The 23,192-nt window shown below is 68.2% G+C and carries 20 protein-coding genes and 1 pseudogene; 8 read left to right on the top strand and 13 right to left on the bottom strand.

Going from position 1 to position 23,192, the window contains the following annotated elements; genetic code table 11:
• Nucleotides 1–28: 28 nt before the first annotated feature.
• A pseudogene (tnpC, locus tag OV207_RS04395) lies at nucleotides 29–1,536 on the bottom strand (IS66 family transposase).
• A gap of 58 nt (nucleotides 1,537–1,594) precedes the next feature.
• The gene (tnpB, locus tag OV207_RS37740; RefSeq protein WP_420715173.1) at nucleotides 1,595–1,993 is read right to left on the bottom strand and encodes an IS66 family insertion sequence element accessory protein TnpB; all 399 of its coding nucleotides are present in this window, start codon (nucleotides 1,991–1,993) and stop codon (nucleotides 1,595–1,597) included.
• Nucleotides 1,994–2,149: 156 nt separating this feature from the next.
• Between tnpB (OV207_RS37740) and OV207_RS04380 the strand changes: the two genes are divergently transcribed.
• Nucleotides 2,150–3,721, top strand: coding sequence for a hypothetical protein (locus OV207_RS04380; protein ID WP_267552891.1), 1,572 nt, complete (start codon nucleotides 2,150–2,152; stop codon nucleotides 3,719–3,721).
• 289 nt (nucleotides 3,722–4,010) lie between these two features.
• Here the strand turns inward: OV207_RS04380 and istB are convergent, their stop codons facing one another.
• The 6 genes from istB to tnpA (OV207_RS04350) form a co-directional block, all read right to left on the bottom strand.
• Nucleotides 4,011–4,778 (bottom strand): IS21-like element helper ATPase IstB, encoded by a 768-nt coding sequence (gene istB, locus OV207_RS04375; RefSeq protein WP_267552889.1) that lies wholly within the window; start codon nucleotides 4,776–4,778, stop codon nucleotides 4,011–4,013.
• Nucleotides 4,765–6,354, bottom strand: coding sequence for an IS21 family transposase (gene istA / locus OV207_RS04370; RefSeq protein ID WP_267552888.1), 1,590 nt, complete (start codon nucleotides 6,352–6,354; stop codon nucleotides 4,765–4,767). The genes istB and istA overlap by 14 nt, the downstream gene beginning before the upstream one ends.
• A 463-nt stretch (nucleotides 6,355–6,817) precedes the next feature.
• Nucleotides 6,818–8,326 (bottom strand): IS66 family transposase, encoded by a 1,509-nt coding sequence (gene tnpC / locus OV207_RS04365; RefSeq protein ID WP_420715182.1) that lies wholly within the window; start codon nucleotides 8,324–8,326, stop codon nucleotides 6,818–6,820.
• Nucleotides 8,327–8,384: 58 nt separating this feature from the next.
• A complete protein-coding gene (gene tnpB / locus OV207_RS04360) occupies nucleotides 8,385–8,750 on the bottom strand; it encodes an IS66 family insertion sequence element accessory protein TnpB (RefSeq protein ID WP_267552884.1) in 366 nt (121 codons plus the stop codon).
• Between the two features lie 4 nt (nucleotides 8,751–8,754).
• On the bottom strand, nucleotides 8,755–9,069 hold the full coding sequence (gene tnpA / locus OV207_RS04355; RefSeq protein WP_267552882.1) for an IS66 family insertion sequence element accessory protein TnpA: 315 nt from the start codon (nucleotides 9,067–9,069) through the stop codon (nucleotides 8,755–8,757).
• Between the two features lie 41 nt (nucleotides 9,070–9,110).
• Nucleotides 9,111–9,368, bottom strand: a complete 258-nt coding sequence (gene tnpA / locus OV207_RS04350; protein ID WP_267552880.1) for an IS66 family insertion sequence element accessory protein TnpA — start codon at nucleotides 9,366–9,368, stop codon at nucleotides 9,111–9,113.
• On the opposite strand from tnpA (OV207_RS04350), the gene tnpB (OV207_RS37735) reads away from it, so the two are divergent.
• Nucleotides 9,252–9,806: an IS66 family insertion sequence element accessory protein TnpB gene (gene tnpB, locus OV207_RS37735; protein WP_420715181.1), complete on the top strand. Its 555-nt coding sequence runs from the start codon at nucleotides 9,252–9,254 to the stop codon at nucleotides 9,804–9,806. The genes tnpA (OV207_RS04350) and tnpB (OV207_RS37735) overlap by 117 nt on opposite strands.
• A 29-nt stretch (nucleotides 9,807–9,835) precedes the next feature.
• Here tnpB (OV207_RS37735) and OV207_RS04345 read toward each other — a convergent pair whose 3' ends face one another.
• From OV207_RS04345 to hutH, 3 genes are all read right to left on the bottom strand, one after another.
• Nucleotides 9,836–10,423, bottom strand: coding sequence for a hypothetical protein (locus tag OV207_RS04345; RefSeq protein WP_267552878.1), 588 nt, complete (start codon nucleotides 10,421–10,423; stop codon nucleotides 9,836–9,838).
• 61 nt (nucleotides 10,424–10,484) lie between these two features.
• Nucleotides 10,485–10,850, bottom strand: a complete 366-nt coding sequence (locus tag OV207_RS04340) for a mCpol domain-containing protein (protein WP_267552876.1) — start codon at nucleotides 10,848–10,850, stop codon at nucleotides 10,485–10,487.
• 232 nt (nucleotides 10,851–11,082) lie between these two features.
• Entirely contained in the window at nucleotides 11,083–12,606 is a 1,524-nt protein-coding gene (gene hutH / locus OV207_RS04335; protein ID WP_267552874.1) for a histidine ammonia-lyase, read from the bottom strand.
• A 143-nt stretch (nucleotides 12,607–12,749) separates the two neighbouring features.
• Between hutH and OV207_RS04330 the strand changes: the two genes are divergently transcribed.
• On the top strand, nucleotides 12,750–14,027 hold the full coding sequence (locus OV207_RS04330; RefSeq protein ID WP_267552872.1) for an aspartate kinase: 1,278 nt from the start codon (nucleotides 12,750–12,752) through the stop codon (nucleotides 14,025–14,027).
• A 32-nt stretch (nucleotides 14,028–14,059) separates the two neighbouring features.
• A complete protein-coding gene (locus OV207_RS04325) occupies nucleotides 14,060–14,446 on the top strand; it encodes a ComEA family DNA-binding protein (RefSeq protein ID WP_267552870.1) in 387 nt (128 codons plus the stop codon).
• A 104-nt stretch (nucleotides 14,447–14,550) separates the two neighbouring features.
• Here OV207_RS04325 and OV207_RS04320 read toward each other — a convergent pair whose 3' ends face one another.
• Complete coding sequence (locus OV207_RS04320; protein WP_267552868.1) at nucleotides 14,551–14,874, bottom strand: hypothetical protein; 324 nt, start codon at nucleotides 14,872–14,874, stop codon at nucleotides 14,551–14,553.
• 571 nt (nucleotides 14,875–15,445) lie between these two features.
• Between OV207_RS04320 and OV207_RS04315 the strand changes: the two genes are divergently transcribed.
• Together OV207_RS04315 and OV207_RS04310 are read left to right on the top strand one after the other, a co-directional pair.
• On the top strand, nucleotides 15,446–16,657 hold the full coding sequence (locus OV207_RS04315; protein ID WP_267552866.1) for a hypothetical protein: 1,212 nt from the start codon (nucleotides 15,446–15,448) through the stop codon (nucleotides 16,655–16,657).
• A gap of 155 nt (nucleotides 16,658–16,812) precedes the next feature.
• A complete protein-coding gene (locus OV207_RS04310; RefSeq protein WP_267552864.1) occupies nucleotides 16,813–18,003 on the top strand; it encodes a glycosyltransferase family 2 protein in 1,191 nt (396 codons plus the stop codon).
• A gap of 243 nt (nucleotides 18,004–18,246) precedes the next feature.
• On the opposite strand, the gene OV207_RS04305 is transcribed toward OV207_RS04310, so the two are convergent.
• Entirely contained in the window at nucleotides 18,247–19,131 is an 885-nt protein-coding gene (locus OV207_RS04305; RefSeq protein ID WP_267552863.1) for a CHAP domain-containing protein, read from the bottom strand.
• A 134-nt stretch (nucleotides 19,132–19,265) separates the two neighbouring features.
• Between OV207_RS04305 and OV207_RS04300 the strand changes: the two genes are divergently transcribed.
• Both OV207_RS04300 and OV207_RS04295 read left to right on the top strand, forming a co-directional pair.
• Nucleotides 19,266–20,951: a HEAT repeat domain-containing protein gene (locus tag OV207_RS04300; RefSeq protein ID WP_193430768.1), complete on the top strand. Its 1,686-nt coding sequence runs from the start codon at nucleotides 19,266–19,268 to the stop codon at nucleotides 20,949–20,951.
• Between the two features lie 45 nt (nucleotides 20,952–20,996).
• Entirely contained in the window at nucleotides 20,997–23,060 is a 2,064-nt protein-coding gene (locus OV207_RS04295; protein ID WP_267552861.1) for an ATP-dependent helicase, read from the top strand.
• Nucleotides 23,061–23,192 lie beyond the last annotated feature (132 nt).

The raw sequence follows: 23,192 nt of genomic DNA, 5'->3' as shown, positions 1-23,192 counted from the left end.
TGTGCGCGGTGACGAGCGGCGCGACCGATTAGGACGCAAGGCCGCAGGGCGCGTCGGCTGCCCGCAGACGCTTCCACTCGTGCGGCAGCAACTCCCCGATGCGGGCGTTCGGGTGCGTCTGGACGCGCAGCAGCACGTCGGCGAGGTGCCCTCGGGATTGACGTCGTTGGCCTCGCAGGTGGCGCCCAGCGCGTAGAGGCCGGCGAGGTTCTCCCCCGCGGCCTCGTGGCCGACGAAGAGGAAGTTCTTCCTGCCCAGGGCCGCCTTTCGCACGCCGCCTCGCTGCGGTTGTTGTCCAGGGGCAGGCACGCATCGGAGACCAAATGGGTGAGGGCGTCCCACTGTTTTCGGGCGTAGGAGGGCGCCTGGCCCAGCGGCCCCTTCGGAGGATGGAGCGGTGTCTGCTCCTCCAGCCAGGTGCGCAGCGCGGCGAGGACAGGAAGACTCTTCTGCTGGCGCAGTTCACGGTGGGCGTCGGTGCTCACGAGGCCGGCGTCGCGGGCCCGCGCTTCCACGCGGTAGAGGGCGAGGATGAAGTCCAAGGCCTCGCGGGCCTCGGGCGCGGTGGGCAGCGCGTCGAAGAAGCGGCGGCGCACGTGGGCTCAGCAGCCGACGCGCACGCGGCCTGCGGGCAGCGTCACCGCATTGTAGCCCGTGTACGCATCCACCACGAGGGCGCCCCGGGTGCCGCCCAGCACGTCCTTCGGCGTCGTGCTGGCGCGCCCCAGGCTGAAGCGGTAGCCGATGAGCCACTCGCCCTTGGGCGTCTGGGTGAGGAAGGTCCAGAGGTAGCCTTGGCGCGTCTTCTTCACGTCCAGCACGCGCACGGGCGTCTCGTCGGCCCACACCACCTCGGCGGCGGCAATGACTTGCAAGAGGTGCGAGGAGAGCGGCAGGAGCACCTGCGCGGACTGATGGAAGAGGTCCGTCAGCGTGCTGCGGCTCATCGGGACTCCGCCCCGCTCCACGCGCTGGGCCAGCCGGTGCAGGGGCATGGCGTCCGCGCACTTGGACGTCACCACGTGGGCCAGGAAGCCGGGGCCATACGCGCCCCGGTCCACCACCCTCGCGGGCGCGGGCGTCGTCACCACGCCCTGGCCGCAGGCGCACGCGAGGACTTGCTGCACGTGCACCTGGCGCTCGAAGAAGGCCGGCACGTACTCGTACACCACCGAGGTGCGGCCCTTTCCCAGGGGCTTCAAGTCCCCGCCGCCGCACACGGGGCAATGGCGTGCCTCGGGGGGGCACCGCGTGGCGAATCTCCCGCGTCGGGGCCTCCTGGGCCTTGCGCGCCGAGCGCTCGCGCCGCTTCTCCAGGGCCGCGGCCGCCCGCGCCGCTTCCTCCTCGGAGCTCGCGGCTTGCTGCCGCAGCTGGCTGGCCACCGAGGGCATTCGCTCGGCTTTCCTGCCGAAGACGTGGCGTTGCAGCGCCGCCATCTGCCCTTGGAGGGTGGCCAGCTCTCCGCCGATTCGGCCCACCTCGGCTTTGAGTTCCTCGGCTTCTTCCCGCCAGGGGCAGAAGTGGTTCTGGGGCAGCACGCGGGGCACTCTTAAGTAACGCCCCACTCCGGGGCCCTGGTGCGCCCGGCCCGCCTCAGCTGCCCGTGCGGCCGGGCGGCGTCCAGGCGGGCTGGCGCTTCACCTGGGCCACGTCGATGCCGTCCAGCAGCATCGCCAACTGCGTCGAGTCCAACTGCACCGCCTTCGCTTCCGCCTCCACGCGCGGTAGCCGGAATCTTCCCGTCTCCAACCGCTTGTAGAGAAGCACGAAGCCGCCCCGGCTCCACGTCAGCACCTTGATGCGGTCTCCCCGGCGCGAGACGAAGGCGAAGAGGTGCCCCGAGTAGACGTCCTCGCCCCACGCATCGCCCGCCCAGGCGCAGAGTCCAAGGAACGGCTGGGCCGCGACCGCTGGGTGAAGGAGCGCACGCTGGCCTGGAAGAACCAGCAGCGCCGGCTTCGCGCCCGCGACGATCACAGAGACGACGTCCACTTCGGCTTCCTCGTCCTCAGTTGCTGCGTCATGCCCCTGCGACGCCTCTACCCTGACATTTGCTAGAGGCCATAGGTTAAATATGACCCATGTCAGTCATCAAGCAGCTACAGTAGGCTTCAGTCAACAAACAACCACTCCTACCGAGAGAGTGCCATGAGTTTAAGCTCCAAAAGCCTCATATTGCTTCGACAGAAAATAACAGAAGGACTGCGAATCCAGCGCGACACAAGCGATACTGTTGAGTACATTGATGCTTCGAATGTTGTTGGCGACATATGTGCCAGACAGAATCATACTGTCTTTGCTCGTCGAGGCTGCGGGAAAACTCTTCTCCTGCATCACTCAAGTCACGCTCTTGCGAAGACACCGGTTCGGACAGTCTATCTTAATTGTGAAGATTTCAAGAGGCATTCTTTTCCGAATGTCTTGATTGAAATCCTTGATGCGCTCTTTCGCGAAATCGAAAAACATCTATCCGGTTGGTTCGGTAAGAAAAAGAAATCTAAAGAACTGGTTAGGAAGATTCGCGACGATCTTGCCAAGCTCCGTTCCTCGGCGGACGTCCACGAGGAAAAGGTTCGCCAGCTTTCTGCGGCGGAGGAAAGCGCAGCAGTAGAGAATTCTCTTGGAGCAAGCCTTTCAGTTTTGGAGGTGAAAACGGGCTCTGCATTGACTGCAACAGCTAGGAATGAAACGGAAAGAACATTCCGACGTCGCAGTGAAAAGCTGCGCGAACTAGATTCGTGGCTCCCTCGGCTCAAAGAACAAGTTCGCGAATTCTTCGAGGCGTCAACGTCAGTTACAGCTGTTTTTCTTCAGATCGACGATCTATATCACCTCAAGAAGTCCGATCAGCCATTTGTTGTTGATTATATCCATCGGCTCTGCAAGGACGTGCCACTCTATTTTAAAATAGCAACCTTGCGCCATGCGTCGTCTTTGTATGTGGATCTCGATGGCCAGCCCATAGGCGCACAGGAACGTCACGACTATCAACCGATCAATATTGATTACACGTTTAGTGATTTCGCAAGGACTAGAAATCAGAACAGAGATATCTTCTATGAGTTTGCGAAGTCCGCAGGGATCACGAAAGCAGAGTTCGACAGCCTCTTTAAGGGAGCAGGTTTCGACCGACTAGTAATGGCAGGGGGAGGGGTTCCCCGCGACACGCTTTCGCTTTTCCTTGAGGTCCTTGCGACAGTAAAAAGCCAAGGCGGTGAAAAGATTGGAAAAGATGACGTTCGGGTCATCAGTAAGTCCAACTTTGAAAAGCGCATTGGAGAACTCAAGCAAGATTCGGAAGGGGGGGAGCAAGATGTCCTTATGCGGGGAATATTTGTTTTAAGGGAGTTCTGTCTTTCGCGCGAGACAAATGCCTTTCTTGTTCGCGAGAAAGAGTTGCAGCAGAATGATGGCTATAGGCTCTTGATATATCGTCTTCTTGATTATCGAATCATCCATAGTGCAGCATCGGCTCTTACTCATAAATCTCAGCCGGGTACGTATCAGGCGTTTGTTGTTGATATTGGTTGTTACGCTCATCTTCGGAAGCTTGATGGGCGGTTCAATGAGGTTGACGTCTCGGCTCAGGAAACAAAGGAGCGACTTCGTTCTGCTCCCATATTTGAATACTCCAACTTCAATTCGTCATTGAAGTCGGCCCCTAGCAATGTGGAGGACGCACTTTTGGGAGCAGGGCCCGACGAATCAGACCTTGGTTGACGCAGGAACAGTTGAGGCTGGATGGCTCAGCCAGTGGCGAAGCTGAGTGGCGAATTTAGAGAGGTGGCCGTTCTCGGTCGCTGCAGTGTATGGGGCAGTTCTTCAAGGACGCGAGGGGCGCAGCCGCTGAATGTCTTCGCCCGCTCTCGGCGTGGAGTGTCAACGGCCGGGGTCATGGACCGCAGGAGGGTCGGCCAAGCGGATCGGGGTGACGAGTTCGTCAGGCAGCCGCTGTTCGAATTCGCGGCGATGGCGAGGTGGGGTCGGCCAAGCGGATCGTTTCCAGCGACTACCGGGCCTCCGCGGAGGAGGACTTCCGGCGCCGGGTCGGAGGCGGGTTGCGGTAGCTGTCGCCTTCGATGACGAGGACGTGGGAGTGGTGGAGGAGCCGGTCCATGGCGGCGCTGGCCATCAGCGGGTCGCCGAAGAGGGGCGGCCACTCCTCGATGGCGCGGTTGGAGGTGATGACGGTGCTCTTGCGCTCGTAGCGTTGGCGGACCACTTCGTAGAGGTCCGCGGGTTCATCCTGGGTGAGGCCCCGCAAGCCGAGGTCATCGATGATGAGCAGCTCGGGCGAGGTGAAGCGCAAAAGGCGCTTCTCGTAGGTGCCGTCGCTCCGGGCGGCGCGCATCTGCTGGAGAAGCTCGTGGGCCCCCAGGTAGAGGGCGCTGTAGCCAGCGCGGCAGGCACGGTGGCCAAGGGCCTGGGCCAGGTGGGACTTGCCGACGCCGGTGGGGCCGACGATGAGGACGTTGTCGTGGCGCTCCAAGAAGCCGCACGTGCCCAGCTCCAGCACCTTGGCCTTGGGGACGCTGGGGTTGAAGTGGAAGTCGAAGTCCTCGAGCGTCCTCGCGTGCTCGAAGGAGGCGCGGCGCACGCGCTGGGAGAGCTGCTTGGAGTCGCGCCGCTCCGCCTCGTCGCCCAAGAGCCGGTAGAGGAATTCAGAATGGGAGAGGTTGTCGTCCACCGCCTGCTGGGTGCGCAGTTGAAGCGACTGGAGGACACCGGACAGGCGCAGCTTCTTGAGCATGGGGACGAGCGCGTCAGTGGGACTCAATTTCGGACTCCTGGGGCACGACGGAGGGGTGCAGCAGTTCGGCCACGCTGCGTGCGAAGCGCGGCTGAGGGAGCGAGGGCGTCGCCGGGGCCGCGAGCGCCAGAGGAAGCGGCTGCAAGTCCAGGCCCTGGCGCAGCAGATTCTTGATGGCCCGGTAGGTGTATGCGCCGTAGTAGTGGGCCCTCCGGGCGGCGGCTTGGGCGCGCTCGGGCGGGAAGCCTTCCGGGTGGGTGATGATGGCCTGCACCGCTCTGAGCTGAGACAGCACGTCATCGGAGTCGAAGACGGCGCGCACGTAGGTGAGGACGTCCTCGCCCAGCCTCGCGGCCCGCCCTTCCCAGTAGCCGCGGCTGCGGTGGCGCAGGTCCGCACGGTGCTGGGGCAGGTGCGCTTCGTGAGTGCTGTAGAGGCCACTGCCGCGCCGGGCGTGCGTGGCCACGCGCACGTCGTCCGCGTAGGCCTCCAGGCTGGCGTCGGTGACGCGCAGCCAGACGTCGCTGCCGACGAGGCGCCAGGGCACTGAGTAGAAGCGCCGCTCGAAGAGGACGTGGCTGTCCTGGTGGACGCGCGTGGCCTTCCAGAGGACGGGCGTGAAACGCTTCGCGGGCAGGGGCCGCAGGACGGGCAACTCCTCCTCGCGGAAGACATCCATCGGGCGCCGTCCTGTCGTCCCGTGCCGGCGTACGTTGGCCACCTCCGCCAGCCAGCGCTTCAAGTCCGCGCGCACGACGTCGGCGTCTTGCCCCTCGCGGCCCTTGAAGAAGTTGGACTGGACGTACTTGACGCCTGCTTCCACCTTGCCCTTCTTTTGGGGTGCGTACGGCGGCGTCGGGTCCACCTTGAAGCCGTAGTGCCGGGCCACCTCGCGGTAGCTGCGGTTGAGCGCGGACGGCTCGTCCGGGGTGAAGGCCGCGCGCAGCACAGCGGCCTTCAAGTTGTCCGGCACCACCGTCTCCACCACGCCGCCCAGTTGCTCGAAGGCCTCCACGTGCAGCCGCAGCCACGTCGGGAGCGACTGCTCGAAGACGACGTCCGCCACCAGGTAGCGGCTGTGCGCCAGCACCAGGACGAAGACCCAGGCCTTCCTCGGCGCCCTCTGCTTCGGGCACAGCAGCTTCCCCACGTAGCCGAAGTCCACCTGCGCCACCTCGCCCGCCGCGGTGACGACGGGGATGGCGACGTCCTCCGCCCTCACGCCCCTCGCCTTGCGCAGCTGCCGCACCATCCGCTTCACCGCTGAGTCGCTGGCACTGAAACCCTCCACCTCCAGCCGCAGCCTGTCGTGGATGGCGCGTGCGCCCAGCCCCTGGGCAAGCCATGACTCCACGCGCGGCTGCCACTCCACCAGCGACGACGTCTGCTGCGCGGGCATCCTCGGTGGCCGGTGCTCCTGCACCAGCACCTTGAGCGCCTCCAACTCGGGCACCTCCTCCGGGCGCCCCTCCAGCATTCCCGCCCTCGTGAGCGCCGCGCGGTACGCCCGCTCCGTATTCGGGCCCATCCTCAAAAGCCGGGCCACTTCGCGCGCACCCGTCCCCATCCGGTGCAGGCGCACCAGCTCTCTCAACCTGTCCATGTCGACTCTCCGGTAACTCATCCGCGCGCGCCCCTCCGCACACCGCTCCGGCGGTGCTCGGTGGGGCGAGAGGATGCATGGGATGACTGGCCAGGTAGGCTCTCAGCCTACCCACTGGCCACGTTTCTTCTGATTGCCTCCGCCCTGAGCCGACCGCCGCACCCACTTCTCCGGCGCGCGATCCGCTTGGCCGACCCAGGGGCGATCCGCTTGGCCGACCCGGCTACGAACAGCTTGGCCGACCCGGCTGCGATCCATTACCCCGGCCCGTTACACATGCCCGGAAGCGTCTGTCGCGTGCCGCGCCCCCGGCAATCCCTCACCGCACGTCGTTGGCCGGACGGTTACGGCGAATCGCACCCGCGCTCCGCTTGCTGCCACCACTTCCGTAACCGTCCGGCCAACGACGTGCCGGATCGCTTGAGGGCGGACGGGATGCGTGCTTGGCGAGCGGTGCGACGGATTAAGACGCGAGGCGTTGGGATGCGTTGGCTGCGCGCAGACGCTTCCATTCGTGCGGCAGCAGCTCGCCGATGCGGGCGTTCGGGTGCGTCTGGACACGCAGCAGCACGTCGGCGAGGTAGTCCTCGGGATTGACGCCGTTGGCCTCGCAGGTGGCGACCAGCGCGTAGAGGCCGGCGAGGTTCTCCCCCGCGGCCTCGTGGCCGACGAAGAGGAAGTTCTTCCTGCCCAGGGCCGCCTTTCGCAGCGCCGCCTCGCTGCGGTTGTTGTCCAGGGGCAGGCGCGCATCGGAGACGAAACGGGTGAGGGCGTCCCACTGTTTTCGGGCGTAGGAGAGGGCCTGGCCCAGCGGCCCCTTCGGAGGATGGAGCGGCGTCTGCTCCTCCAGCCAGGCGCGCAGCGCGGCGAGGATGGGCGCGCTGTGCCGCATGCGCAGCTCGCGGTGGGCTTCGGTGCGCACGAGGCCCGCGTCACGGGCCTGCGCCTCCACGCGGTAGAGGGCGAGGATGAAGTCCAGCGCCACGTGGGCCTCGGGCGCGGTGGGCAGCGCGTCGAAGAAGCGGCGGCGCACATGGGCCCAGCAGCCGATGCGCACGCGCCCCTCGGGCAACGTCACCGCGTTGTAGCCGGTGTACGCATCCACCACGAGGGCGCCCCGGGTGCCGCCCAGCACGTCCTTCGGCGTCGTGCTGGCGCGCCCCAAGCTGAAGCGGTAGCCGATGAGCCACTCGCCCTGCTGCGTCTGGGTGAGGAAGGTCCAGAGGTAGCCTTGGCGCGTCTTCTTCACGTCCAGCACGCGCACGGGCGTCTCGTCGGCCCACACCACCTCGGCGGCGGCGATGACTTGCAAGAGGTGCGAGGAGAGCGGCAGGAGCACCTGCGCGGATTGGTGGAAGAGGTCCGTCAGCGTGCTGCGGCTCATCGGGACGCCGCCCCGCTCCACGCGCTGGGCCAGCCGGTGCAGGGGCATGGCGTCGGCGCACTTGGACGTCACCACGTGGGCCAGGAAGCCGGGGCCATACGCGCCCCGGTCCACTACCCTCGCGGGCGCGGGCGCCGTCACCACGCCCTGGCCGCAGGCGCACGCGAGGACTTGCTGCACGTGCACCTGGCGCTCGAAGAAGGCCGGCACGTACTCGTACACCACCGAGGTGCGGCCCTTTCCCAGGGGCTTCAAGTCCCCGCCGCCGCACGCCGGGCAGTGGCGTGCCTCGGGGGGCACCGCGTGGCGAATCTCCCGCGTCGGGGCCTCCTGGGCCTTGCGCGCCGAGCGCTCGCGCCGCTTCTCCAGGGCCGCGGCCACCCGCGCCGCTTCATCCTCGGAACTCGCGGCTTGCTGCCGCAGCTGGCTGGCCACCGAGGGCATCCGCTCGGCTTTCCTGCCGAAGACGTGGCGTTGCAGCGCCGCCATCTGCCCTTGGAGCGTGGCCAGCTCCCCGCCGATTCGGCCCACCTCGGCTTTGAGTTCCTCGGCTTCTTCCCGCCAGGGGCAGAAGTGGTTCTGGGGCAGCACGCGGGGCACTCTGGAGTAACGCCTCGCTCCGGGGCCCTGGTGCGCCCGGTGCGTCTCAGCTGCCCGTACGGCCGGGCGGCACCCAGGCAGGCTGCCGCTTCACCTCGGCCACGTCGATGCCGTCCAGCAGCATCGCCAACTGCGTGGCGTCCAGCGTCACCGCCTTCGCGTCCGCGTCCACGCGCGGTAGCCGGAATCTTCCCTTCTCCAGCCGCTTGTAGAGCAGCACGAAGCCGCCCCGGCTCCACGTCAGCACCTTGATGCGGTCGCCCCGGCGCGAGACGAAGGCGAAGAGGTGGCCCGAGTAGACGTCCTCACCCCACGCCGTGCGCACCAGCGCCATCAGCCCGTCGATGGACTTGCGCATGTCCACCGGCTCAACGGCCAGCACCACGCGCACCGAGGCGGGAAGCGCGAACACCGCCTCACCGTCCCAGCGCCGCGACGAGACGCGCGACGTACGCCACGTCCGTCCCCACCGCGAAGCGCACCCGCGCTCCGCTTGCCGCCATCACCTCCAGCACGGACTCGGATGCCATGGGCGCCGTCGCCACCTGCACGGGCAACAGTCGCACAGGCTCAACTCGCGCCGTTGCGGCCCGACGCCTCCGGTACACCCAGGACTGCAACGTGCTCAGCCTCACGCCCCGCGCCAACGCGAACTCCCGCTGCGTCTGGCCGCTGGCCTCGAACGCTTCCGCGACGCGCGCCCACTCCGGCTTCTCCATCTGCTTCGCCATGCCTGCCAGCGTCCGCCGCGTCCTGCGACTCCGGCAATCCCTCACGGCACGTCGTTGGCCGGACGGTTACCCACTTCCAGCACGGATTCGGATGTCTCGGGGGCCGTCGCCACCTGCACGGGCAACAGGCGCACCGGCTCGGCTCGCGCTGTCGCGGCCCGCCGACGCCGGTACACCCAGGACTGCAACGTGCTCAACCTCACGCCCCGCGCCAACGCGAACTCCCGCTGCGTCTGGCCGCTGGCCTCGAACGCTTCCGCGATGCGCGCCCACTCCGGCTTCTCCACCTGCTTCGACATGCCCACCAGCGTCCGCCGCTACCGCCACCCCGGCAATCCCTCACGGCACGTCGTTGGCCGGACGGATACCGCAAGTCCATCGACGGGCTCATGGCGCTGGTGCGCACGACGTGGGGTGAAGACGTCTACTCGGGGCACCTCTTCGCCTTCGTCTCCAGGCGGGGCCAGCAGCGCCGAGAGCGGGAACGGCGCAAGCGGAGGCTTCCCTCGGGAGCGGCGGCTAAACCGGAAGCGGATGGTGCGGGGGGCGGCTCCATCCTTTACGGGGGAAGAGCCGTCCCTACCGCGACCACCCTTCCGCCCTCAGGAGCCCCGCACGCTGGTGGCCGGCGGTTGTCTCCTGGGCGCGAAAAATACTACTCAGCATGCCGTCGTGCGGGAAAAGCACTTGTCAGGCACCCTTCTTCTATGTGCCAAGTCAACATGGTGAATCATTGAGGCATTCTATCTTCAGGAGAAGATGTTTGCTAGTAGTAGGATACGTCTTGGTTGGGATTTTTGCCGATCTGAATCAGTCTGATTTCCCCTGCCGTCTGGCGTACGGTGTAGTATTGGCCGCTAAGTGTCAGATGGGGTTTGTTGGATTTGGCCTCAGTTTGTACTCGCAATGTCGTAGTTCCTTCGTATGGAGGGCGCACGGTGCCCCGTGGTTCGGCTCGATAAATATAGTAAAGGAAGTGTTGTCCCTGATAGATGCGTGGTGTTGCCGAGAGTGTTACTGATTTTACTGTTTCGCCATAAAAATCAATAAGGATGTCTGTTGTTGATTGTCTTATTCGCGCTCTGATTGGGATTTCCGAGACCTTGGCTCCGTGGCTCGGATTGGGCATAATTGTTCCTTCCCAAGTCCCATTTAGGTCTGGATAAACCGATCCATTGAAGCGAACCACAATCCTCCAGAGTGGTCTCCAAAAAAAATTGGATGAGAGCAGCGCGAGCGTGCAGGTGACCACCATGGAGGAGAGTGTTGCAATTTTGTAGATGGGCCATCCAGGGAAGACCCACTGGGCCACACAATAATAGAGGACGATGCTGACCGCGACCGAGAACGCCATGAGTCTGGCGACTACAGTCTTTAGTCCGATTATTTGAATCATTGGTGTTTCTCTGTTCGCCCTAGGGGCAGTTTAGATCTGCTATTGAGTTTTTTCCTGAGGACTTGGCATAGGTCAATGCCAAATACGCCTCTCTTAAGCTCCTGCCGACGCCAGCGGAAAATGTGATTCCCAGGGGGGCGATGGACTGGATTTTTTTGTGTAGTGCAGGAAAATCAATGCTGGGCTTATCCGAAAAGCCGACGACGCCGTCAGCTGCGCTGAAAATTACGCTGAATCCTTCTGCCTGTAGCAGCTTCGTAATCTTTCGGACCGCGACCGACAGTAGGTTGCTAAGATTGCTTAGTTTTTGTTCGTCGTTTTCAATGTAGCAGGCCGTGATTTTGCGCCCGATGTCATCGCCGTCGATACTTATGTATGTCTTCAATCGTTGTTCTTTTGGGTGAGGTTTGAGATTTTGGGTTTTGTGTGGATTGAGAGTGTGTTTGGTTGTTGTTGGTGAAAGCGCATGTCGGGACGCTTGACTGTGCGGCCTGGATTGCGTTTGTGGGTGTTTGAATTGTTAGCGCTGCTGCAAATGAGCCATAGTGGCCCTCATTGAGGCAGTCGTTGAACTATGCAGTCAGTAGGGTTCGTGCCGCTTCACGAGAGGGAAAATCTCAAACTGCCGACCGCACTGCCTCACGCAGCGCCCCAGACTCCACCAGCGCCGTGACCGCCGTGATGTCGTGATGCAGTTCGCGGTCCCGGTCCATGTGCGGAACCTTGCTGCGCACAAGCTCATACGCCGCCAGCACGCCCTTGCCGGGCTTCACCGGCTGACGGAAGTCCAGTGCCTGCGCCGCGACCAGCACCTCAATCGCCAGACACGACCGCGCGAACTCCGACACCTGGCGCCCCTTGAGCGCCGCCGTCATGCCCATGGACACGTGGTCCTCGCGGCCCGCAGAGGACGGAATCGAATCCACGGACGCGGGGTGGCTCAGGATGCGCGACTCCGCCACCAGCGCCGCCGCCGTCACCTGCGCGATCATGAACCCTGAGTTCAGCCCACTGTTCTTCGCCAGGAACGCCGGCAGGCCGGACAGGGACGGGTTCACCATCTGCTCCACGCGCCGCTCGCTGATGCTGGAGAGCTGCGTGAGCGCCATGGCCACCACGTCCATCGCCAGGGAGATGGGCTGTCCGTGGAAGTTGCCTCCGGAGATGATGTGCTCCGTGTCCGCGAACACCAGCGGGTTGTCCGTCCCGCTGTTCACCTCCACCTCCAGGATCCTGCGTGCGAAGGCGATGCCCTCGCGCGCCGAGCCGTGCACCTGCGGGATGCACCGGAGGCTGTAGGGGTCCTGCACCTTGCTGCAGTTGACGTGCGTCTCCACCAGCTCGCTGCCCTTGAGAATCCGGCGCAGGTGGTCCGCCACCGCCTTCTGGCCCGCGTGCGGACGCACCGCGTGGATCTCCGGCAGGAACGGCTTGTGGCTTCCCAGCAGGCCCTCCACCGTCATCGCTCCCGCGATGTCCGCCACGTCCGCGAGCATCTCCGCCCGCAACTGCAAGAGCGTCCCCACCGCGCACATCGCCTGCGTGCCGTTGATCAGCGTCAGGCCTTCCTTCGCCTCCAACACCACCGGCTTCAGGCCCGCCTTCTCCAGCGCCTGCTTCGACGGCATCCGCACGCCCTCGAAGAACGCCTCGCCCTCGCCAATCAACACCAGCGCCAGATGCGCCAGCGGGGCCAGGTCTCCGGACGCGCCCACGCTGCCTCGCTCGGGCACCACCGGCACCACGTCCCGGTTCAGCATGTCGATGGCCAGGCCCAGCGTCTCCATCCGGATGCCGGAGAAGCCCTTCGCCAGCACGTTGCACCGCAGCAGCAGCAGCACGCGCGCTTCCGGCAGGGGCAGCGGCTGACCCACGCCGCACGCGTGCGACAGGATGAGGTTGCGCTGCAGGTCGCGCAGGTCCTTCCGGTCGATGCGCACCTCCGCCAGCGTGCCGAAGCCCGTGTTGATGCCGTAGGACGGCGTGTCCCCCGCGGCCACCCGGTCCACCAGGGAACGCGAGGCCTGCACCCGCTTGGCGGCGTCGGGGGCCAGCTCGACGGTGACTTCGTGGCGGGAGACCTGGAGGATCTCCTCCAGCTTCAGGGTGTCACCATCGATGAGGAGGCGGGGGCGGGACATGTCGGGGTGCTCCGGATTGGCGGCTTGAAGTCGGTTTCGCCGGGACGCTAGCGGAATCCCGGCGGGGTGGCAGTGGCCCTTTACACCCGGGGCCTGGGGCCCATATAGCCTGCGCCCGTCCGTGCAGGGAGGTCGTGAGCCCCTTGGCCCTTATCGTCCAGAAGTACGGCGGCACCTCGGTGGGTGACACCGAGCGCATGAAGAACGTGGCCCGACGCTGCCTCGCCGCCCAGGAGGCCGGCCATGACGTCGTCGTCGTCGTCTCCGCCATGTCCGGTGAGACGAACCGCCTGCTCAAACTCGTCGCCCAGATCACCGACCGGCCGAACGAGCGCGAACAGGACGTCATCGTCGCCACCGGGGAGCAGGTCTCCATCGGCCTCGTGGCGCTGGCCATCCAGGCGCAGGGCGGGGAGGCCGTGAGCTTCCTCGGCCACCAGGTGCGCATCGTCACCGACAGCACCTTCTCCAAGGCGCGCATCAAGAGCATCGATGCGCAGCCCATCCGCGCAGCGCTCGCGAAGAAGCAGATCGTCGTCGTCGCCGGCTTCCAGGGCGTGGACGAGACGGGCAGCGTCACGACGCTGGGGCGCGGCGGCTCCGACACCACGGGCGTCGCGCTGGCCGCGGCGCTCAACGCGGACGCGTGTGAGATCTACACGGACGTGGATGGGGTCTACACCACCGACCCCAACGTGTGTCCGGCCGCTCGCAAGCTGGACCGCATCACGTACGAGGAGATGCTGGAGCTGGCGAGCCTGGGCGCCAAGGTGTTGCAGATCCGCTCGGTCGAATTCGCCATGAAGTACAAGGTGCCCCTCTGGGTGAAGTCTTCCTTCACCGAGGATCCCGGCACGCTCGTCTGCGAGGAGGACGCATCCATGGAGGACGTGCTGGTTCGAGGTGTCGCCTACGACAGGAACGAGGCGAAGATCACCGTGGTGGGCGTGCCGGATCAGCCGGGCGCCGCGGCGAAGCTCTTCGGGGCGCTCGACGCGAAGCACATCGTGGTGGACCTCATCGTGCAGAACCTGTCGCGTGATGGCCGCACCGACGTCACCTTCACCGTGGCCAAGGCGGACTTCGCCAAGGCGCATGACGTTGTGAAGCTCGCGGCCCAGGAGGTGGGCGCCACCGGCGTGGAGGTGGACGACACCATCGCCAAGGTGTCCATCGTCGGCGTGGGCATGCGCAACCACTCGGGCGTCGCGGCCCGGATGTTCCAGACGCTCTCCCAGGAGGGCATCAACATCCAGCTCATCTCCACGTCGGAGATCAAGACGTCGTGTGTCATCCACACGAAGTACACGGAGCTCGCGGTGCGCGCGCTGCACACGGCCTTCGGGCTGGATGCGCCGCCCCCCGTGAAGGACCACCCCACCGTGTCCGAGAACGACGCACTCCACGGGCAGAAGGCCTGAGGCGGCCGGGGCGCACGTCCGCGCTCGCGGCGGTGTCGCTGGGGCTGCTCGCCCTGGGCGTCGTCGCCCGGGCGCGCTGGCCGGATGAGAGGCCCTCGCTCGACTGTCCGCCGGAGGCCGTGCGGATGGACGCGGCGGGCCTGGCCACCTGCGGCCCGGGGACCGTGCCCACGGGGGCCCGGGCGCTCGCGCTGGGGCTCAAGCTGGACCTGAACTCCGCGTCCGAAGCGGACCTGGCCCTGCTGCCTGGGGTGGGGCGGGACCTGGCCCGGCGGCTGGTGACGGCGCGCGAGGAGCAGGGCCGGTTCACGAGCTGGGATGACGTGGACGCCGTGCCCGGTGTCGGCGCTGCCAAGTTGCAGACCCTCCGGGCAGCCGCGGTGTTGGAGTCGGCGGCGGCCAGTGGGGGCGTGTGGTAAGCACGGCCGGTGCAGATCTCCTGCCCGCAATGCTCGATGCAGTACGTGCTGGATGCCCGACTCCTGCCGCCCGGCGGCGCGTCGGTGCAGTGCACGCGGTGTGGTCACGTCTTCATGGCTTCGCCCCAGGGCGCCGCTCCGCCCCCGCCGAAGCCTCCGCCCGCCGCTGGGGTGGACCGCTCGGGGGCCCAGTCCTCCACCCAGATCTTCGGCGGTGATGCGTCCGGTCTGAAGTCCACGCAGCTGTTCGCGGGGCAGACGACATCGACCGGGTCGTTCGTCCCGCAGCCGACGCCGCCCTCCGGGCCGCTGTCCTCGTCCGGCGTCATTCCGCCTCCGCCCACCATCGCGCCCGTCGCGGGTGCGGCCCGGCCTCCGGCGAGCACCACCGCGTCCGGCGTGCGTCCTCCCCAGCCGATGGGCCACACGCAGGCGTTCGGTGCCGTGGGGCCAGTGTCCAGTGGGGCAGGGCCTTCACAGGTGCCCGTCTCGGGACAGGGGCTCGCGGGGCCCGGAAACAAGACGCAGGCGTTTGGTGCCGTGTCCGCGGCTCCCGCTGGTGGGGGCAGCCTGTCGGAGCCGGTGGGCTCGACGCGGGCGTTCGGCGCGGTCCCGGGTCCTTCAGCGGCTCCTCCGGCGGAGTCGGTGGGCTCGACGCGGGCGTTTGGTGCGGTCCAGGGCCCTCCTGCGGAGTCGGTGGGCTCGACGCGGGCGTTCGGCGCGGTCCCGGGTCCTTCATCATCCGGCGCGTTCGACGCAGCCAGTGGATCCACCCGCGCGTTTGGCGCGGCTCCAGGTCCCACGGGTTCATCGGCGGGTGGTGCCGGGCCGGGCGGATCCACGCGGGCTTTCGGTGCGGTTCCGGGACCCTCGGGGGCTCCGTCGGCCGAGCCGGTCGGATCCACCCGTGCGTTTGGCGCGGTGTCCGGTCCTCCGGAGCCATCCGCTCCCCGCGCTCCACTCCGGCCCTTTGGTGACATCTCGCCCTCGGGTGAGGCGGTGGGGCCTTCCTGGTCGGGCGCCCCGGGCTCCCGGTCCACGCTCGCTCCGGAGGGCCACGGCAGCGCGCCGTGGGCGACCTCCGCGCCGACGTCGACCGTCTCGCTGCCGGACGACGATGCCGCGCCGTTCGCGCACACGGTTCCGTCGCGCCCCGCCGCGTCCGGTGAGTCGTTGCTTGGGGGCGGCCTGGAGCGGCCCCTCCCTTCGCGCAAGCCCGCGGTGGAGCTGCCCCCGGAGCTGCTCGGGGCCTCGCGTTCCGACCCCGTGGTGACCGAATACGGGCCCGGAGAGGGCTCGTCGTCCACGCTGGTGCGCGCGCTCCTCGTGCTCGTGGTGCTCGCGGGCCTCGGGCTCGCCGGGTACCTGGCGTATCCCGCCTTCCGCGACCGCCACTCCGCCATGCCGGCCGCGGCCGTGGAGGAGAAGGAGCGTGCCGTGGCGCTCCTGCGCCGCGATGACGCGACCTCGCGCGAGCAGGCCATCCAGAGCCTGGAGTCCCTGGTCCAGACCCACCCGAAGTACGCGGAGGTCCAGGCCGAGCTGGCCGTGGCGCTCACCCTGCAACTGGCCGACCTCAACGCGGAGTTCGACCGGTTGCGACGCCAGTCGGATCAGCTCAAGAAGCAGCTCGATGAGATCACCGCCGCCCGGACCCCGGCGGACTGGGTGAACCGCGCGAACGCGCTGCGCGCCCAGATGGAGGCGCTCGCACGCGAACAGGAGCCGCTGCGGGGTGACATCGATGCGCGCCGCGAGCGGCTCGACGCGCAGATGGGCACCGTGCGCACCGCCCCGGAGGTGGAGCCCGCCGCGACCGTGGCCGCGCGCCTGAAGGCACAGGCGCTCTACGCCGCCGTGACGGGCGCTCCCGATGCCCTGGCCCTGGCCCAGCGGCTGCGTCAGGCGGAGCTCTCCCCCGCCTGGAGCCTGCTCGCCCACGCCGAGTTCGCCCTCAGCTCGGGGTCGCCCTCGGTCACGGTGCGGAGCGTTTCCCAGGAGCTGGAGGCGCTGCGCTCACAGGATCGCACCCTCATGAGGGCCTACGTCCTGGGCGCGCGGCTGGCCCTCCGCCTGGAGGACACCGAGACCGCCCGGACGCTGCTGGATGAGGCGGTGGCCTTCAACGGCAAGCACGAGCTGGCCCGCCGCATGCTCGCGCAGCTCCCCGTCGCCAACGCCTCCGGGCCCACGTCGGAGCCTGTGCCCTGAAGCGTTGACCGGATCACTCCCCGGCCACCCTGGAGAATCTCCAGTCCTACCCAGGGGAGGGCAGGCACCTCCGCTCCAGACACCCCCTGAACGCCAAGGCATGGCTCTTGCTGAGTCCCCCGTGCAGCGAGGACTCGGGTTCGGAGGGTAGGTCGATGGCGGAGGTCTTCTTCTGGTGCGCGGCGCTGGCACTCGTGCACACGTATTTTCTCTATCCCCTGAGCCTGTTCGCCCTGGAGGGCATGGCGCAGGTCTTCCAGAACGCGCGGCGGATGCGCTCGGGAGAAGCCGCTCGGGCGAGCGCTCCCGCGCAGCCGTTGCCGTCGGTGAGCCTGGTGGTGGCCGCCTACAACGAGGCGGACTGCATCGAGCAGAAGCTCCAGAACAGCCTGGCGCTGGACTACCCGGCGGACCGCTTCGAGGTGGTCATCGGTTCGGATGGTTCGTCGGACGGGACGGACGGGCTCGTGCAGAAGTGCACGGATCCTCGCGTGCGGCTGTCGCCCGCGCCCCGCGCCGGCAAGACGACGGTGCTCAACCGCTGCATCCCCTCCGCCCACGGCGACATCGTGCTCCTGTCGGATGCGAACACGATGATTGAACCGGACGCGGTGCGGAAGCTGGTGCGCCACTTCGAGGATCCGGAGGTCGGCGCGGTCTGCGGCAAGCTGCGCCTCTACAACCCCACGAAGCAGGACTACGAGGAGAGCGCCTACTGGAGCTACGAGTCCCTCATCAAGATGTACGAGGGAAAGCGCGGCGCGGTGGTGGGCGCCAACGGCGGCCTGTACGCCATCCGCCGCTCGCTCTTCACGCAGCTGCCCGCGTCCACCATCGTGGATGACTTCGTGATCCCGCTGCGCATCATGGAGGCGGGCTACAAGGTCAACTACGAGGAACTCGCGGTCGCCCACGAGGAGACGACGGAGGACTACGGCAAGGAGTTCGGCCGGCGTGCTCGCATCGCGGCGGGCAACTTCCAGAGCCTGAAGCTCGTGCCCGGACTGCTGCTGCCCACCGCGGGCTTCCCCGCGTTCGCCTTCTGGTCGCACAAGCTGCTGCGCTGGTGCGCGCCCGCGCTGATGGTGGCCGCGCTGCTGGCGAACCTGTTCCTGCTCGACAGCACCTTCTACCAGGTGACGCTGCTGGGCCAGACGCTGTTCTACGCGCTGGCGTTCCTGGGCAAGTCGGGCGTGTTCAAGAGCGGCGCCGCGAAGAAAGCGGCGTCCGTGGCCTACTACTTCGTGACCATGAACATGGCGATCGCCGTGGGCTTCTGGCGCTTCCTGCGCAACTCGCAGCGCGCCGCGTGGGACCGCACCGCCCGGGTGACGACCTCCCCGTAGCCGTCGGACTTTTTAGAAGAGGCAGTGCAGGCCCGTCGGTCTCTCCCGGGGTGCTCCGGCTGGTTCCGGAAGTGCTCGGGTCGCGACCGACAGGCCGTCGGACTCCTTGATGCAGGCAGTGCAGCCCGTCGGTCTCCCTGGCGGCGCTCCGGCTGGTTCCGGAAGCGCCCCGGTCGTGACCGATGGGCTTTCTTCGTTCAGCGCGGCCTCCGCCCCGTCCAGCCTGGAGCAGGGGAGGGCGCGCTACCGGGCCGCGACCGCCACGGGCTTCGCCTTGCTCGCGGGCAGCACGCTGCCGAACGCGGCGAAGAGCTGGCCGGTGAGGACGTGCGTCTGGCCGGGGCCGGGGCTGCGCAGCATGTCGTTGAGCAGCTCGCCCGTCTTCGGATCGCGGGGCAGGTGGGGGCGCGCCAGGTTCATCCGGTAGCGCACGACGCCGCGCTTTACCCGGTGGATGACGGTGACGGTGCCCTCCGCGTCCACCTTGTCCACGAGGCCCACGTGCGTGAGGCCGTCGTTGCGGCGCCCATCGCGGTTCTGATCGTACGTCTCGCGGAAGAACACCAGGTCCCCCGGCACGGGGCGGCCCTCCGTGTACACGCGGCCGTTCGCGCGGGCGTAGCGGTAGAGCGCGGTGACGCCGTTGTCCCCAGGCTTCAGCGTGCCCCGGAACGTCACGCCCGCCTGCGCATACGTGGCCTCCACCAGCGCCGTGCAGTCCGTCCGGTAGCGCCGGCCGTTCACCTGGATGGAGGACTCACCCACCAGCGAGCGCGCCGTGGCGAGCACCTGCTCGCGCGGAGCGCCGGAGGCCGGGCTCGCGGCGGTCTTCTTCACGGGCGCGATGGCGGGGCGCGCCTTCGCGGGGGCCTTGTTCGCGGGGGCCTTCGCCACCGCGGTGCCCTTCGTCCCCGAGTCCGGACGGGCCCTGGCGGGACGCTCGGCGGAGGCGGGAGCGCGGGAGCTCTCACGCGGCGCCACCGACGCGGACAGCGCGGCGCGGGGGAAGGCCGGCGGCGAGGCGGAGTGGTAGCGCACCGACTCCGAGGCCACCCAGCCGCCCACGGGCGACCCGGTCGCGCAGCCCGTCGTCATCGCCAGCATCGCCATCCACGTGCCCAGCTTCATGGCCACCTCTCCCTGTAGCGTCCTGGGGCACAGGCTCCCCCCTCCAGGCCATGTGGTCAAAAAAACCACCCAGGCAGCCGGGCGGGGCGGCTCGGGTTTTCGCCGGGGGGCGGGTGGGATATTGCTGGAGGCAGATGCCCACCTTCCGCCGCGCCCTCGCCCTGCTGCTGCTGGCCACCGGTTGTTCGCACACGACCTTCGAGCGGGCCAGCGAACTGGACACCGTCCAGGCCTACCGCGACTTCCTGCGCGAGCACCCAGAGGATCCGGACGCGACGACGGCGCAGGGGCGCATCGAAGGCCTGGAGTTCGACGAGGCGAAGCGCCTGCACTCGGTCATCGCCTACAAGCGCTTCCTGGAGACGTACCCGGACGCGACGCAGACGCGGGTGGTGAAGTCCCTGCTGGAGGGCCTGCGCTTCAACGCGGCGAAGCAGGCCGACACGGAAGCCGGGTGGCGGCAGTTCCTGGCGGATCACCCCGACGGCGCCCACAAGGACGAGGCGAAGGCGCTGCTCCAGGTGGCCGAGTCGCGCGACGTGCGCACGACGACGGACCTGGCGCGCATCGCGACCCTCCTGAAGGGACAGGGGGAGGGCGTGCCCCGCGAGGAGCTGGAGCGGAGGCTGGACGACGAGACCCATGCCCAGGCCACCGACGCCGGCAAGCTCTTCGCCTACCTGCGCGACTTCCCGTCGGGCGCGCACCGCGAGGAGGCCCGCGTCCGGCTGCTGGAGCTGGAGGTGGAGGGCCTGCTCGTCTCCGGGCTCGTGGACGAGGCCGAGGCGAAGGTGAAGGTCCACCCGCTGGGGCCCAAGCTGACGGGCTTCCCCGCGCGCCTGGCCCGCGCCCGCGTCGAACAGGGGGCCCTGGCCCGCACGGAGCCCGCCGCCCGCGCGATGCAGGTGGGCCACTACCTGCGCGACCTGGAGGACCTGAAGCGCGCCCTCGTCGCGCCGGATCCGCTGGACCGCTGGCAGGCGGCCCAGGAGATGGGCCAGCACGTCTCCGTGCGCGCGGTGGATCCGCTGCTGGAGGCGCTGCGCACGGCGCGCAACCCGCTGATCCGCCAGAACGCGCTGGAGTCGCTGCGCACGGTGCTCTCCTCGCTGCCCGCCCCCGTGGCCGGCTACGAGGTGGCGGTGCGGCTGGAGTCCCTGCGCGAGCGCGCCAGCAGCCCGGAGCTGTACCTCACCATCGCGGCGCTCCTGGATCTGAACGGTCAGCTGGAGCAGGCCGCCAGCCAGTACCAGCGCGTCTATGAGTCCGGCGGGACGGATCCGCTGGTGCTCTGGCGCTGGGTGCAGCTGCGCGAGCAGCGCCACCAGGCCTTCTCCGCGGCGGTGGCGGCGCGGCAGCTCGCGGTGTGGGCCCAGACGACCGCGCGGGAAGAGCTGGTGTCGGAGGAGGGTGGGGTGCCGCTCGCGGCCGCCCGGCAGCTTTGCGCGGCGGTGGTGGATGCCCGGTACGCGGCCCAGGCCATCACCCGGGCCCGCTCCGCGAAGACGGAGTTCCCGGAGGACCTGGCCACCTTCGAGCGCACCGCCCAGGACGCGGTGCGCCTGGCCGAGGCGAAGCTCGCGGACGCGGAGCTGCTGCTGCGCCAGAAGCACCCCGGCATCCGCACCTGCGCGGATCAGCAGGTGTCCGAGCGCCTGTCCCAGGGCGTGAAGGAGCGCACCCAGGCGCTCCAGGCGTCCAACGCGAAGCTGCCGAAGCCCGTGGGCACGCTGCTGCTGGAACTGGCCCGCGAGCGCGATCCCTCCCCGGAGGTCCGGGCCGCGGCGGCCTCCCGGTTGGCTGGATCCACCCCTCCCTGAGACGGACTGGCACCCCCGGTCGCGGCGGTTAGAGTCCTGCCCCCCATGACCGCCCCCTCGCCGTCAGGCCTCGCCCTCCCATCCTCCGCGCCCACGCGCCTGGAGCTGGACGCGGCGCTCGCCACCTCCCTCAACGAGGAGCAGCGCGCGGCGGTGGAGGCGGGGGAGGGCCCGGTGCTCGTCATCGCCGGGGCGGGCTCCGGCAAGACGCGCACGCTCACGTACCGCGTGGCGCGCATGCTGGCGCGGGGCGTCCCCCCGGACTCGCTGCTGCTGCTCACGTTCACCAACAAGGCCGCGCGCGAGATGCTCCGCCGCGTGGAGGAGCTGGCCGGCGGCTTCGCGGACGTGGGCCGCCTGATGGGCGGCACCTTCCACCACGCCGCGCACGTGCTCCTGCGCGAGCACGCGGGTGCGCTGGGCTTCTCCACCGCCTTCACGGTGCTGGACCGCGAGGACTCGCGCGACCTGATGGCCACCTGTCTGGCCGAGCGCAAGCTGCGCAGCGACAAGCGCTTCCCGCGTCCGGACGCGCTCCTGGAGCTGGTCTCGCTCGCCACGAACCTCCAGCAGCCGGTGTCCCAGGTGCTGGTGGAGCGCCGCCCGCGGATGCTCCCCGTCGCGCCCGAGGTGTTCGCCACCGCCCGCCGCTACCAGCAGCGCAAGGCGCAGATGCACCTGATGGACTACGACGACCTGCTCGCGCACCTGAAGCGCCTGCTGGAGGAGCACCCCGCCATCCGCGCGGAGCTCTCCGCGCGCTTCCAGGGCGTGCTCGTGGACGAGTACCAGGACACCAACCGCCTCCAGGGCGACCTCGTGGACCTGCTCGTGGGCGAGCGCCGGAACCTCACCGTCGTGGGCGACGACTGCCAGTCCATCTACAGCTTCCGGGGCGCGGAGTTCACCAACATCATCGACTTCCCCCAGCGCTACCCCGGCTGCGGCATCTACCCGCTCACGCGCAACTACCGCTCCACGCCCCAGGTGCTGCGGCTGGCCAACGCGGTCATCGCGCGCAACACCCGTCAGTTCCCCAAGGCCCTCGTGTCCGACGGCGCCCCGGGGCCGGTGCCCCAGGTCGTCCCCACCCGGGACGTGAAGGGCCAGGCCGCCTTCGTCACCGAGCGCATCCTCGCGCTGCGCGTCCAGGGCCAGCGGCTGGAGTCCATGGCGGTGCTCTACCGGGCCCACCTGCACTCGCTGGAGCTCCAGCTGGAGCTGGCGCGCCACGGGCTGCCATTCCGCGTGCGCTCCGGGGTGCGCTTCTTCGAGCAGGTCCACGTCAAGGACGCGCTCGCGCACCTGCGCTGGGTGCACCACCGCGCGGACGAGCTGGCCTTCAAGCGGCTCGTGCGCCGGCTCCCCGGCGTGGGCGCCGCCAGCACCGAACACCTGTGGACCGCCCTGGAGGCGCTGCCCCCGGAGCTTCCCCTCCCGGAGGCGCTGACGCATCCGGACGTGCTGGCCCGCGTGCCGCGCAAGGCGCAGGCCGGCTTCCAGCGCTTCCAGGCCCTGATGATCAGGCTGGACGCCGGAGGCCCCCGGGGCCCGGGGGCCCTGCTCGCGGACGTGCTCGCGGCGCGCGAGTCCCCGGCCGCCCCGGACGCGGACGACCTCCGCGCGGAGGACCTGCGCCAGCTCCAGGAGTTCGCGGAGCGCTTCGAGGACGTGCCCCGCTTCCTGTCCGACATCGCCCTGGTCTCCGAGTTCTCCGCCCAGGGCGCCCTGGACGGCGAGATGCCCGACGATGTGCTCACCCTGACCACGGTCCACCAGGCCAAGGGCCTGGAGTGGCGCTCCGTCTTCGTCCTGGGGCTGGTGGATGGGCGCTTCCCGCTGTCGCTCGCCACCCGGAACCCGGAGGACGAGGAGGAGGAGCGCCGACTCTTCTACGTCGCCGTCACGCGGGCGCGTGAAGCGCTCTGGCTTGTGTATCCCCACACGTCCCTGCGCCGGGAGGACGGCCGCATGCTCCTGACGCCGTCGCGCTTCCTGGCCGAGCTGCCCGTGGGGCCTGACGCGGTGTGTGAATCGCTGCCGCCCCCCGAACCCGACGGGCCGATCCGCGTCCGGGAGCTGGGGCCGGATCCCGAACCCGAGCCGTAGGGGCCTCCCCCGGGGGCGGGCCCGGGGCCGCGGTGTCCGGCCGGGAGGAGGGGGCCCTGGCTTGCTGCCCGGCTGGAACTACAGCCAGGGAGGAAGCATCCGCCTAGAAACGCGCACGCGACGGCACGACGT

It is taken from the genome of Corallococcus sp. BB11-1 (genome assembly GCF_026626625.1).
Taxonomy (GTDB): domain Bacteria; phylum Myxococcota; class Myxococcia; order Myxococcales; family Myxococcaceae; genus Corallococcus; species Corallococcus soli.
The sequence above is the reverse complement of the archived record's forward strand: the minus strand, read 5'-3'. Positions and strand labels throughout refer to the sequence as shown.